This is a genomic window from Halorussus gelatinilyticus (assembly GCF_023238445.1).
GTDB lineage: Archaea > Halobacteriota > Halobacteria > Halobacteriales > Haladaptataceae > Halorussus > Halorussus gelatinilyticus.
Map to the genome: position 1 here is coordinate 3277681 of NZ_CP096658.1, position 11801 is coordinate 3289481.

General features: G+C 67.2%; 11 protein-coding genes. 5 read left to right on the forward strand and 6 right to left on the reverse strand.

What is annotated here, in order from left to right:
• Nucleotides 1-3: 3 nt before the first annotated feature.
• Nucleotides 4-399: a hypothetical protein gene (locus tag M0R88_RS16695; protein ID WP_248654553.1), complete on the forward strand. Its 396-nt coding sequence runs from the start codon at nt 4-6 to the stop codon at nt 397-399.
• 33 nt (nt 400-432) lie between these two features.
• On the opposite strand, the gene M0R88_RS16700 is transcribed toward M0R88_RS16695, so the two are convergent.
• The 3 genes from M0R88_RS16700 to M0R88_RS16710 all read right to left on the reverse strand — a co-directional run bounded on the left by M0R88_RS16700 (nt 433) and on the right by M0R88_RS16710 (nt 4087).
• Nucleotides 433-1134, reverse strand: a complete 702-nt coding sequence (locus M0R88_RS16700; RefSeq protein ID WP_248654554.1) for a TMEM165/GDT1 family protein — start codon at nt 1132-1134, stop codon at nt 433-435.
• 226 nt (nt 1135-1360) lie between these two features.
• Nucleotides 1361-2080, reverse strand: coding sequence for a hypothetical protein (locus M0R88_RS16705; protein ID WP_248654555.1), 720 nt, complete (start codon nt 2078-2080; stop codon nt 1361-1363).
• A 78-nt stretch (nt 2081-2158) separates the two neighbouring features.
• The gene (locus tag M0R88_RS16710; RefSeq protein ID WP_248654556.1) at nt 2159-4087 is read right to left on the reverse strand and encodes an ABC transporter ATP-binding protein; all 1929 of its coding nucleotides are present in this window, start codon (nt 4085-4087) and stop codon (nt 2159-2161) included.
• A 164-nt stretch (nt 4088-4251) separates the two neighbouring features.
• Between M0R88_RS16710 and M0R88_RS16715 the strand changes: the two genes are divergently transcribed.
• The 4 genes from M0R88_RS16715 (at nt 4252) to M0R88_RS16730 (ending at nt 9213) form a co-directional block, all read left to right on the forward strand.
• On the forward strand, nt 4252-4716 hold the full coding sequence (locus M0R88_RS16715; RefSeq protein WP_248654557.1) for a PH domain-containing protein: 465 nt from the start codon (nt 4252-4254) through the stop codon (nt 4714-4716).
• Nucleotides 4713-6230 carry a PH domain-containing protein gene (locus tag M0R88_RS16720; RefSeq protein WP_248654558.1) on the forward strand — a complete coding sequence of 506 codons (1518 nt, stop codon included), beginning with the start codon at nt 4713-4715 and terminating at the stop codon, nt 6228-6230. The genes M0R88_RS16715 and M0R88_RS16720 overlap by 4 nt, the downstream gene beginning before the upstream one ends.
• Before the next feature lie 36 nt (nt 6231-6266).
• Nucleotides 6267-8138 (forward strand): Glu-tRNA(Gln) amidotransferase subunit GatE, encoded by a 1872-nt coding sequence (gatE, locus tag M0R88_RS16725; protein ID WP_248654559.1) that lies wholly within the window; start codon nt 6267-6269, stop codon nt 8136-8138.
• A 238-nt stretch (nt 8139-8376) separates the two neighbouring features.
• Nucleotides 8377-9213 (forward strand): YihY/virulence factor BrkB family protein, encoded by an 837-nt coding sequence (locus M0R88_RS16730; RefSeq protein ID WP_248654560.1) that lies wholly within the window; start codon nt 8377-8379, stop codon nt 9211-9213.
• A gap of 19 nt (nt 9214-9232) precedes the next feature.
• Here M0R88_RS16730 and M0R88_RS16735 read toward each other — a convergent pair whose 3' ends face one another.
• The 3 genes from M0R88_RS16735 to M0R88_RS16745 form a co-directional block, all read right to left on the reverse strand.
• A complete protein-coding gene (locus M0R88_RS16735; protein WP_248654561.1) occupies nt 9233-10054 on the reverse strand; it encodes a phosphatase PAP2 family protein in 822 nt (273 codons plus the stop codon).
• A gap of 162 nt (nt 10055-10216) precedes the next feature.
• Nucleotides 10217-11041 carry an RNA methyltransferase gene (locus M0R88_RS16740; RefSeq protein ID WP_248654562.1) on the reverse strand — a complete coding sequence of 275 codons (825 nt, stop codon included), beginning with the start codon at nt 11039-11041 and terminating at the stop codon, nt 10217-10219.
• Complete coding sequence (locus tag M0R88_RS16745) at nt 11038-11697, reverse strand: DUF8114 family protein (protein WP_368409361.1); 660 nt, start codon at nt 11695-11697, stop codon at nt 11038-11040. Before M0R88_RS16745 ends, M0R88_RS16740 begins: the two co-directional genes overlap by 4 nt.
• Between the last annotated feature and the right edge of the window lie 104 nt (nt 11698-11801).

Genomic DNA, 11801 nt, shown 5'->3' on the forward strand with positions numbered 1-11801 from the left:
ACAATGTCCGACAGCGACACCGCGAGGTTCGACATGACTCGCAACGAAGCGCGGGTAGTCATCGCCGCGCTCTCCGACGAGGAGATGACCGCCTCGGGCGACCGGGGGATGCGCCTCCAGAACGTGCAGGACCACCTCGCCGCGGAGTTCGACTTCGACGAACACCGAGGCGTGGAGAAGGGCGAGATGGCCGCCGAGGACGACACGGGATGGCTCGACAACGACGCCATCTTCGGCGGTAACGACCCCGACGACACCGAGGAAATCGAACTGTCCCGCGCCGAGGCCGACGTCGTGACCGACGCGCTGACCGACTTCGAGTTGGACGAGACCCACGAGAATGCCGGGACCGCCGAGAACGTGCGCCAGCGAATCGCCGACTCGTTCGACGACCGGTAGTACCCTCCGGCGACGGTCGAACCGTCCGAGGCTTCAGAACGGGAGCGCGGCGGTGAGCGCGCCGGCGATACTGCCGACGACGGTCTCCCAGACCGAGAAGCCCGTGAAGATGGACAGCACGGTGTCGAGACCGAAAAAGAGGAACAGCACCGCCCCGGCGTAGTGGGCCTTCCGCACGTCGAACTTGTGAGAGAAGGTGTGGAAGAAGAAGGCGTTGGCGAGGCTGACCGGGAGGATGGCCAGCATCTCGCCCGCCCAGATGGCCGACGTCGCACCGTACTGGGTCGCGAGACCGATGGTGACCAGTTGGGTCTTGTCGCCGAACTCGCCGGTGACCATCATCACGAAGATGGGGAGGAAGCCGCCGAAGACGGTGGGAACCTCGCGGCCGAACACCGACACGTCGAGGTCGCCGGTGCCCATCATCCCCCCGTCGGTCTCGGCGAGCGTCTCGCCGCGCTCGGGGGCCGACCGCACGAGGAGCGCCGCGAAGGCGAGGAAGAGCGCCGCGGTGAACGCGTCGAGGTAGACCTGCGGGAGCGCGCCCTGTAGCGCGCTCCCGAACCAGATTTCGAGCGCGGTCCATCCGGCGAACGCGCTCCCGGCGGCCCCGACGACGATCCACGGGTTGTACCGCGTCGAGAGACCGGCGATGATGAACTGGACCTTCTCGCCGGGAAGCACGGCCAGTTGCGCGGTGAACGCCACGACGACGATTTCGAGCCAGCCGGTCATCGAGCCGCCACCTCCGCGGTCTCGCGTAACCGAATCGCCCGCGACGCGTGGACGAAGAGAGAGAGCATGGTTGGTCAAAATTAGATACGTCTAAACTAAAATGGCTTTCTTTCTAATCGGGGGCTCGAAGCCGGCTTCGAGTCGTTGGGACTGTCGAAATCTACCGACTCGGGAGAGAAAAGCGACGTGGCCGACTCGGAGGACGCGACCGAGTTCGGCTGATTCGCTACTGGTTCCGACTGGATTCGAGGTAGAGATGTCCGAGCGCGAGTCCGAACAGCGGGAGCAGGACCGCGGACAGTCCGGCGGAGACGACCCCGCCGACCAGCGTGTACTGGCCGAAGACGCTCGCCGCCAAGTTCGAAGCGCCGATAGAGGCGAAGTAGACGAGACTGACACCGAATATCTTGAGGACGTTCCCGCCACCCGCCCGCCACCCGGCCTTCAGACTGGCGAGTGGACCCTTCCCGTCGATGACGCAGGCCGGGAACGACAGCAGGAGTCTGTGGAACAGGTAGACGCCCGGCAGGACGAACGCGAAGAGGCCGAGGACCGAGATAATCCACATCGGGATAGCCACGGCCACGAGCGCCGGAACGCGCTTCGCGGCACCGCGGACGTGGTCGCCGAGCGGTCGCTCGCGGTTCGCCACGGCGTCCTCCGAACTGGTGTACGCGACGCCCCAGACCACCGCGAGCGCGACGACGTACGCGAAGTACACCGGCCAGACCCAACCGGCGATCTCCGGAACCGCGTCGGGTGTGGGCCGCGAGATGCCGAAGAGCGCGACGACCGACAGCGACGCGACGGCGAGCGCGAAGCCGACGAGTTCGAGGCGGCCGGTCAGCGCCTCCCACGACCACCGGAGCGTGTCGCCGATACCGAGGGTCCGGACGTGGACGCTGTCGGTCGGTTCGACCGATTCGTGGTGTCGTTCTGTTCCCATCGATTCTCGGTTAACAGACGGTTGATATAAATTACGGGGGTGTGCGGGAGTTGGCGCGGCTCTCCCGACGGTCCGGCGTTACTCCGACTCGGCGCTCCCGATGCCCTCACGGGCGACGCGCGCGCTGGCCTCCCGGACGAACTCGTCCGGCAGTTGCTCGATTTCGCCCGCCTGCACCCGCCAGAGATTCGCGTAGAGGCCGTCCGCCGCGAGCAGTTCCTCGTGGGTTCCCCGCTGGACGATGCGGCCGTCCTCGACCACGAGGATGGTGTCGGCGTCCCGGACCGTCGAGAGCCTGTGGGCGATGACGAAGGTGGTGCGGTCGGCCGCGAGTTCGTCGATGGACCGCTGGATGAGCATCTCGGTCTCTGTGTCCACCGCCGAAGTCGCCTCGTCGAAGACCAGAATTTCGGGGTGCTGGAGGATGGTCCGCGCGATGGCGACGCGCTGGCGCTGGCCGCCCGACAACTTGACGCCGCGCTCGCCGATGTCGGTGTCGTAGCCCTCCGGGAGATTGGTGATGAACTCGTGGGCCTCGGCGCGCTCGGCGGCCGCCACGACCTCGTCGCGGTCCGCGTCGAAGTGGCCGTACTCGATGTTCTCCCGGACCGTGCCGTCGAAGAGGAAGTTGTCCTGCCCGACGTACCCCATCGACCGCCGGAGGCTGGACAGCGTCACGTCCCGAACGTCGTGGCCGTCGATTTCGATCTCCCCCTCGTCCACGTCGTAGAGGCGCAACAGGAGTTTGACGATGGTCGTCTTGCCTGCGCCGGTCGGACCGACGACGCCGACGGTCTCGCCCGGTTCGACCTCGAAGTCCACGTCTTCGAGGACGGTCTCGTCCTCGTAGCCGAACGACACGTCCCGGAACCGGACGCGCCCCCGCACGGCTTCGAGGTCGGTGGCGTCGGGCGCGTCCTCGACGCCCGCGGGAAGGCTCATCAGCCCGAGGATGCGCTTGGTCGAGGCCTTGGCGTCCTCGTAGCGCTCCACGATGGTCCCCATCTGGGCGAGGGGGTTGACCATCCGCTGGGTCAGCAACAGGAACGTGACCAACTGGCCGACCGAGAGGTCCCCGGAGAACGGTCCCGGCGGCCCCTCCAGAATCCAGATACCGCCGACGATGAACGTGGCGATGAACGCGAGCGAGGTCAGCGCCTGCAGGCCGGGCCGGTAGACGAAACTGAGTCGGAGCGCGAGCCAGTCGAGACGGAAGTACTTGTAGGAGTGGTCCTCGACGCGCTCGTCCTCGTACTCTTCGGTGTTGCTCGCCTTGATGACCTGAATCCCGTTGAGGTTGTTCTCCAATCTGCTGTTCAGGTCGCCGATAGACGAGCGCACGTCGGCGTATCGCTCTTCGGCGAGGCGGGTGTACCAGTAGGTGAACAGTATCGAGAGCGGGATGACGAGGAGCGTGACTGCGGCGAGTTGCGGGTTGATCCACAGCAGGACGACCGCGGTGCCGGCCATCAGGACGCCTAACTGGATGGCCTCGCCCATCATCGAGTCGAGGAACTGCTCCAGTCGGTTGGTGTCGTTGCTCAGGATGGAGATGAGTTCGCCGGTCTGCATCTCGTCGAAGAACTCCATGTCGAGTCGCTGCATCTGCTGGTAGGTCGCGGTCCGGACCTCGTGTTTCACGCGGTGAGAGAACAGGTTCAGTGAGGTCTGGCGCGTAAAGTTGAGGACGGCCTGTCCGACCATCGCCACGCCCATCAGTACGACGGCGAACCAGAACTGGTCGGGGGTCTCGTTCGGGAGCCACGACGAGGGGACGACGGGGAGCGTGAACTGCTGGTTACCCCGCAGGATGGAGTCGATGGCGGCCCCGAGGACGACCGGCGGCACCAGCGAGAGGAAGCGCGCTCCGATGCTCGACAGGATGCCGACGGCGAACCAGCGGCGACTCCCCTCCCCGTAGCGCAGGAACAACTGTATCAGCGGATTCTCTACCTCGTCGCGGTGTTTCTCGACGTACTCGGCGTCGATGGCTTCGTCGGTACTCATCGAATTCGGTAATCCTCGGTAGGTATTGCCAGCCAACTCAAAAACCTTGCCGAACCAGCATGCGCGTCCGACTTCCGGTCGCCGATTCACCACCGACGCAGACGGGGAAGTCGCCACCAGCGCAGACGGGGAGACTTATCGGCCGCGAGGCACTTGTATCGGGTATGGAAGTGCTGAATCCGCGCGTCCGCTTCGCTTGGACCGTCGGTGCGGTCGTGACCGCAGGTATCGTCGGCGTCCTCGCGGCGGTGGTCAGCCGGTTCACCCTCGGTCCCTTCGCCACCGTGGGCCTCGCCGTCGCCGCTGGGGCGCTGGCGCTCGGCCTCGTCTTCGTCGTGTTGCGCTACCGGAGCTGGAGGTTCGAGGTGCGCGAGGACGACCTCTATCTCGAACGCGGCGTCCTGACGCGGGTCAACACCGTGGTCCCGTTCGTCCGCGTCCAGCACGTCGATACTCAGCGCGGCCCGGTCGAGCGCGCCCTCGGACTGGCGAGCGTCGTCGTCTACACCGCCGGTTCGCGCGGGGCCGACGTGTCGATTCCCGGCCTGACCCCCGAGCGAGCCGACGACCTCCAAGAACAGCTCCGTCGCCTCGCCATCGAGAGCGAGCGCGAGACCGACGCCGTATGAAGCTCCACCCCCTCTCGATTCCCTACCGGGCGGCCTCGCGCGGCCTGAGCGCGGGGCTGATGCTGTTCTTCGTCGGCCAGTCGGTCGGCGACACCGAGGCGCTCCCCGTCCCGATGGCGGGCCCGATACTCGTCGGACTGGCGGTTCTCGGCGTCCTCGGCGCGGCGGCGTGGCAGGTCGCCTACTACCGCCGGTTCGAGTACCGACTCACCGGCGACGGTCTCGAAATCGCGTCGGGGGTCGTCTCCCGGCGCAACCGCGAGATTCCGCTCCGGCGCATCCAGAACGTGGACATCTCTCGAAACGTGATTCAGCGCGCGCTCGACATCGCGGTCCTCGACGTGGAGACGGCCGGCGGCGGCGGGACCGAAGCCAGCCTCCGGTACGTCGGCTACGACGAGGCCAAGCGCGTCCAGCGCGAGATACAGCGCCTGAAGCGCGGCGAGGGCGACGAGACCGACGGCGAGACCGAAGAGGTCGCCGCGGCCGGCCCCGACCGCGAGGAGCGCGAGACGGTTCTCTTCGAGCTTCAGACGAGCGAACTCGCCCTGCTCAGCGTCCTCTCGTTCGACTTCCGGTACCTCTCGCTGTTGGCGTTCGGCCCGGCCGCGCTCCCGTTCGTGCCGGGGGTCGCGGAACTGGCGTTCCTCGGCGGCGTGGTGCTGGTCGGATTTCTCGTGGTCGCGCTCTGGGCGCTCAGCGCCGGGATGACGTTCGCGCGCTATTACGGCTTCCGGCTGAGTCGCCTCGACGACGAGTTGCGGTACGAGCGGGGCCTGCTCCAGCGTTACGACGGGTCGATTCCCCTCGGGAAGGTCCAGACGCTCACGCTCGACGCCAACGTCCTGATGCGGCGGTTCGGCTACGCCACGCTCGCGGTCGAGACCGCGGGCTACGGGCCGGGACAGGCTCCCTCCGGCGGGTCGGAGGCCGCGGTGCCGCTGGCGACCCGCGAGCGCGTCCTCCGCCTCGCCCGAGAAGTCGAGGCGTTCGAGATGCCCGAGTTCTCACGGCCGCCGACGCGCGCCCGGACGCGCTACGCGGTCAGGTACGCGCTCGTCCTCGTGGGCCTCGCCGCGGCGCTGTTCGCGCTGCAGGTCGTCGTCGGCCCGTCCGTGCCGATTCCGGTTCCGCTCGCCTCGATTCCGCTCGCCTTTCTCGTCGCGATCCCGGTCGCGGCCCACCTGAAGTGGCGCAACCGGGGCTACGCGGTCGGCGAGAACCACGTCCTCACCCGTAACGGGTTCTGGACGCGGACGACCAAGGTGGTGCCCTACTACCGGGTTCAGACCGTCATCCGGACCCGGACTATCTTCCAGCGTCGGCGGCGACTCGCGACGGTCCTCATCGACACCGCGAGTTCCGCGGGCGGCGTCGCCGCCGCGGTGGACGTGGACTCAGAGTCGGCGCGCGAACTGCGCGAGACGGTCGGCGAGAAGTTGCAGGCGAGTCTGAGGGCGCGGCGGGCCGGGACGGACCGAGAGTCGAACCTCGATTCTTCGCACCGAGACTGAACGGTTTTTTACCCCTCGCCGACTCATTGCCGGGTAATGACCGACCACGATTACGAGGAGTTGGGCCTCGTCGCGGGGCTGGAGATTCACCAGCAACTCGACACCGAGACCAAGTTGTTCTGTAACTGTCCGACCGAACTCCGGGAACCCGAGGAGTCCGACCGGCGGTTCCACCGCTACCTCCACCCGACGAAGAGCGAACTGGGCGAACTCGACCAGGCGGCGCTCGAAGAGAGCCGCGTCGAGCGCGAGTTCGAGTACCTCGCGTACGACTCGACCTGTCTGGTCGAGGAGGACGACGAACCGCCCCACCGACTGGACGACGAGGCCCAAGCCGTCGTCCTCGAAATCGCGCAACTGCTGGACATGGACGTGGTGGACCAAGCCCACGTCATGCGCAAAATCGTCGTGGACGGGTCGAACACCTCCGGCTTCCAGCGCTCGACGCTGATGGCCTCCGACGGCGAGATCTCGACCAGCGACGGCGCGGTCGGCATCGAGGACCTGATGCTCGAAGAGGAGAGCGCCCAGCGCGTCGAGGAGCGCGACGACGGCGTCCTCTACAGCCTCGACCGTCTCGGCATCCCACTGGTCGAAATCGGCACCAAGCCAGACATCCGGTCGCCCGAGCAGGCCCGCGAGGCCGCCGAGCAGATCGGCATGCTCCTGCGCTCGACGGGGAAGGTCAAGCGCGGACTGGGCACCATCCGCCAAGACGTGAACATCTCCATCGAGGAGGGCGCGCGCGTCGAGGTCAAAGGCGTCCAGAGTCTCGACGACATCGACGACCTCGTGGAAAACGAGGTCCACCGGCAGGTCCGCCTGCTCGAACTCCGCGAGGAACTCCGCGAGCGCGACGCCAGCGTGGGCGACGTGGTGGACGTGACCGACACCTTCGCCGACACCGACTCGGGGGTCGTCGGCTCGGCGCTCGGATCCGGCGGGAAGGTCACGGCGGTCCCGCTCTACGGCTTCGACGGTCTCGTCGGCGCGGAGATTCAACCGGACCGCCGCCTCGGAACCGAACTCTCGGACCACGCCAAGCGCCACGGCGCGGGCGGCATCTTCCACACCGACGAACTCCCGGCCTACGGCGTCACCGACGAGGAGGTGGCCGCGCTCCGCGAAGCGGTCGGCGCGGGCGAAGCGGACGCGGTGGCCATCGTCGCCGCAGACCCCGAGACCGCCGATTTGGCCATCGAGGCCGCCGCCGAGCGCGCCGAGACCGCACTGGAGGGCGTGCCCGAGGAGACCCGCGGCGCGAACGAGGACGGCACGACGCGCTACCTCCGACCCCTGCCGGGCGCGGCGCGGATGTACCCCGAGACGGACGTGCCGCCGGTCGAACCCGACCCGAGCGAGGTCGAGACGCCCGAACTGCTGACCGAGAAGGTCGAGCGCTACCAGGACGAGTACGGGCTGGACGCGGGCCTCGCCGAGCAGGTCGCCTACGGCGAGCGCATGCCCCTCTTCGAGCGCGCCGTCGACGAACTGGGCGCGGACCCGACGCTCGCGGCCGGGACCGTCGAGAGTACCGTCACGGAACTCCGGCGCGACGACGTGCCCGTCGAGAACCTGACCGAGGACCACTTCCTCGGGACGCTGGAAGCGGTCGCCGACGGCGAGACCGCGAAGGGCAACGTCGGCGCGGTCCTGACCGCGCTCGCGGAGAGTCCCGACCTGACCGCCAGCGAGGCCATCGAGCGGGAAGGCCTCGGCAGTGCGGGCGAAGACGAGGTGCGCGAGGCCGTCGTGGAGGTCGTGGAGCGCAACGAGGGACAGGTCGAGGAGCAGGGCATGCAGGCGTTCTCCGGACTGATGGGCGAGGCGATGGGCGCGCTCGGCGGGAAGGCCGACGGCGACACCGTGAGCGAACTGCTCCGCGAGGAGATTCAGAAGCGCGCCTGAAATCCCTATAGGCGTCCTTCGACCGTATTTATATCGGTATTAGGGGGTTCTGTGTTCTCTTCGGACATATACGGAAGGCTCTACTTCGTCACCGAGCAGACCCCAGTAGCCCGCGTCACCGAGCGCCCGAAGTCGAAGACGGAGCGGGGTGGCCCACGCCCGACCTCCGACCCGTAGTACCGGGCGGAGCGCCGCGAGCGGTGGCGTCGGCCGGGCCGCCGAGTTATTGTGCGCCGGCGTGGAACTCCCCGCGATGCGAGGCGTCGGGGAGTACGGGAAAATCGGTAAAGCGGTTCTGGCGGTCGCCCGCGAGGAACACCTCTCGGTCACGGCGGCGGGGCTGGCCTACTACATGTTCCTCTCGGCGATTCCGCTGTTGCTGTTCGGGTTCATCGGTCTCTCGACGCTCGACGGAATCGGGTCGCTCGTCCTCGCAGTCGAACTCGCCACCGACGACTCCGTGGCGCGCTTCTTCGAGCGGTCCATCAGGGACGACGCGAGTCGGACCCGAGCGGCGGTCATCGCCGCGGTCCTCGTGGCGTGGTCGGCGCTCCGGATGTTCGAGACGCTGCGGCGCATCTTCGCCGACCTCTACAGCGTGCGCAAACAGAAGTCGGTGTTCGACCGCGCGATGACGGTCGGACTCGGGTTCGGCGTCGTGACGCTGGCGCTGGTCCTGCTCGTCGCGTTGGGGGTCGCCCGGTCGATAGTCTTCACGTCCGCCGCGTGGACAGTTCTGGGGCCGCTGTTGCTGTTCGTCGGACTCTCGGTCGTGTTCTTCCCGCTGTACTACGTCTTCCCGTCGGAGACGAGTCCGCGCGAGGCGCTTCCGGGAACCGCGTTCGCGGCCGCCTCGTGGACGGTTTCGAGCGGGGTATTCCGGTGGTACGCCGGACTCTCGGAGAGCGTTCGGTTGTACGGAATCGTCGGCGGGGTGCTGTTGCTGCTCGCGTGGCTCTACGTCGCCGCGTTGGTTGTACTGCTCGGAATCGTGCTGAACGCCGTGCTGGACGGCCGAGTGACCCCGGACTACGACTGGCTCCCCTCGGCGCTGTCGGACGCGAGGGCCGACTGAGCCGAGGAGTCCGAGTCCGCTACAGCGGCGTCCGCCGCCGGACTCCCGACACGAACTCGCGGGAGACGACCGACCAGTGGGGTTCGCTGACCCGCTGGGAGAGCCGGTAGGCGACCCAGACCAGCAGGATGGCGAACGCGGCGTCGGTCACCCAGTGGACGCCGAGGTAGAGCGTCGAGAAGACGATGGCCCCCGCGAGGAGCGCGGCGGTGTAGGCGTAGCGCGTGTCGGCCTTCCGAGCGTAGAGCGCCGCCAGCACCGACAGCCCGGTGTGGAGGCTCGGGAACGCCTTGACCAGCGTGTCAGTGCTGTAGATGCCGTGCTGGATGGCCGGCGTCAACTCGTACATCAGCGGTTCGACCGTCGAGAGATAGAGTCCCGACACCTTCACCGGGAACAGGAGGAAGAACGGCACCGCGCAGACGACGACGATGACGTACGCCAGCGCGTAGCGGTGGGCCTCCTCCTCGTCGTGGGCCTTCAGTTTGAAGTACGTGAACAGCACGATGAAGGGGAATCCCACGAGGTAGACGCCGGTCGCCAACACGGTGAGGGGCATGCTCGCGAACGCCTGGAACGCCGCGACGGTCGCGCCCTCGATGGCGTAGATGGCCCCGGTGAACGTCCGGGCGACGTGGAAGTTCAGCGCGAGTTTGTTGACGATCTCGGTGACGACCCACGCGACCCCGAGGTACTTCCAGTCGGTCCGGAGGAACTCGACCAACAGGGTCCGGAAGCGCTCGTCGGGGAGGAACAGGCGCTTGCCGACGAGCATGGCCGCGATGCTCGGAATCGCGACGAGGAGGGTAAACTGCGTACCGAGCGGGAGGGAGGCAAACATACTCGTAGGTAGTTATCTGCTAGTCCGATAAAAGATTTGACTTTCTGACCCCGAGCGCGACCGAGAACGTGTTACGAGACTGTGTAGCATCATTGGAACCCCCACGAACGACTCTGAAGACAGATATCGCCCGCGAGCCTGAAAACCGTTCGGGCAGAAGCCCTATCGGTCGTCCGACGTCGCCGCTCTCTCCGGAGCGTCGTCTCCGCCTTCGACCCTATCGCCCTCGCTTTTAGCGCGGCCGTCCCCACGATTGGCGCGGTCGTCCCCGCCCCCGGCGTGATAGATAGCGCGCCGGAGCAGGCCGCGGAGCGTCTGGACCTCGCGGCCGGTCGGGTGTGCGCGCCCGAGGAGACGCCGGGCGAGTCGCACCGTCTTGTCGCGCTTCTCCGCGGGGTGGTCGATGGCGTCCAAGAACTCGGCGAAGTGGTCGTAGAACCCCTCGATTTCGGCCTCGTCGGCGCGCTCGCGCTCCACGTCCGGCAGTTGGGTCTCCTCGACGGTCAACTCCCGGAGTTCGTAGAGCGTGACGGTCGCGGCCTGTCCGAGGTTCAGCGACGAGTAGTCGGCGCTAGCGGGAATCGAACACACCTCGTCCACGCGGGCCATCTCGTCGTTCGTCAGGCCGTTGTCCTCCCGGCCGAATAGCAGGCAGGTGTCGGCGTCGACGCCGGCCAGACTGTCGGCCAGTTGGTCTACCGTCTCGAAGGGGAACCGGCGGTGCTTGCGGGCGTCCTCGTTGGTCGTCGCGGTCAGGCCGACGGTGTGGTAGTTCTCCACGAGGTGGTCGAACGTCACCTCGTCGTAGTTCGGGAGGATGTCCTCGCGGGCCTGCCCGGCGAAGCCGTAGGCCTCGCTGTCGCGGCCGAACTCCGGCGGGTCCACCAACTTCAAATCGTGCATGCCGAAGTTCTTCATCGCCCGCGCGATGGTGCCGATGTTGCCCGGCGTCTTCGGTTCCACGACGGCGACGGCTGGCGGCTTCATGATGGATAATCGCGGCCCAAGTCGAGGTCGTCGGCCGGTTCCTCGGCGCTCTCGTCGGCGTCGGTTCCGTCGCCGTCGGCCGACTCTCCGCCGGCACTGGCCGACTCCGCGTCCGGGTCGGCCGTTTGCTCGTCGGCGTCCGCGCCGGTCGTGGTCTCCATGTCCCGGAGGTCGATGCGCTCGCGCTCCTCGTCGGGCATATCGACGTTCAGGTCCTCCATGTCGGGTTCCGGCGGTTCGGGGATATCCTCGGGGTCGGTCTCGACGTGTTCGACGCCGGCGTAGCCCTCCGGCGCGCGCCCGCCGTCGGCGAACCACTCGTGGAACTCGTCCTGTAGCTCTTGCTGGCCTTTGTACCGTCTCCCGTCCTCCTCGGCGAACCAGTAGAGGAAGTCGGGTTCGTGGTCGGCACAGAGGACCACCTCGCCGAGCGGTTCGCCGTAGACGACTTCCGACTCGTTGCACTCGTGGACGTTCTCGTCGCCGTGAATCAGCCAACAGCCGTCGCACGGCGAGGCGACCAACGCCTGCAACCGGACCAGTCGCTTGCGCGAGTCCGTGGGGATGTCGTCCATCGGCTTGAACTCGCCGTCCTCGGTGAACACCTCGTCCTCGTCGAACCGCCAGCCGCGAAGCCCGATACTGACTTTGCCCATCTCGTCGGGGGTTCGGGTTCGGTAGTGAAAAAGAGCGCGCTCTGCGCTCCTACCGCACGCGTTCGGGTCGGAACGTGTGAGTTGGAGGCAGATTCTCGCGGTCG

What these genes read in the sequence shown, in the direction of transcription:
- M0R88_RS16695 (WP_248654553.1), top strand. Translation starts at nt 4, where the DNA reads ATGTCCGACAGCGACACCGCGAGGTTCGACATGACTCGCAACGAAGCG.
- M0R88_RS16700 (WP_248654554.1), bottom strand. Translation starts at nt 1,134, where the DNA reads ATGACCGGCTGGCTCGAAATCGTCGTCGTGGCGTTCACCGCGCAACTG.
- M0R88_RS16705 (WP_248654555.1), bottom strand. Translation starts at nt 2,080, where the DNA reads ATGGGAACAGAACGACACCACGAATCGGTCGAACCGACCGACAGCGTC.
- M0R88_RS16710 (WP_248654556.1), bottom strand. Translation starts at nt 4,087, where the DNA reads ATGAGTACCGACGAAGCCATCGACGCCGAGTACGTCGAGAAACACCGC.
- M0R88_RS16715 (WP_248654557.1), top strand. Translation starts at nt 4,252, where the DNA reads ATGGAAGTGCTGAATCCGCGCGTCCGCTTCGCTTGGACCGTCGGTGCG.
- M0R88_RS16720 (WP_248654558.1), top strand. Translation starts at nt 4,713, where the DNA reads ATGAAGCTCCACCCCCTCTCGATTCCCTACCGGGCGGCCTCGCGCGGC.
- gatE (WP_248654559.1), top strand. Translation starts at nt 6,267, where the DNA reads ATGACCGACCACGATTACGAGGAGTTGGGCCTCGTCGCGGGGCTGGAG.
- M0R88_RS16735 (WP_248654561.1), bottom strand. Translation starts at nt 10,054, where the DNA reads ATGTTTGCCTCCCTCCCGCTCGGTACGCAGTTTACCCTCCTCGTCGCG.
- M0R88_RS16740 (WP_248654562.1), bottom strand. Translation starts at nt 11,041, where the DNA reads ATGAAGCCGCCAGCCGTCGCCGTCGTGGAACCGAAGACGCCGGGCAAC.
- M0R88_RS16745 (WP_368409361.1), bottom strand. Translation starts at nt 11,697, where the DNA reads ATGGGCAAAGTCAGTATCGGGCTTCGCGGCTGGCGGTTCGACGAGGAC.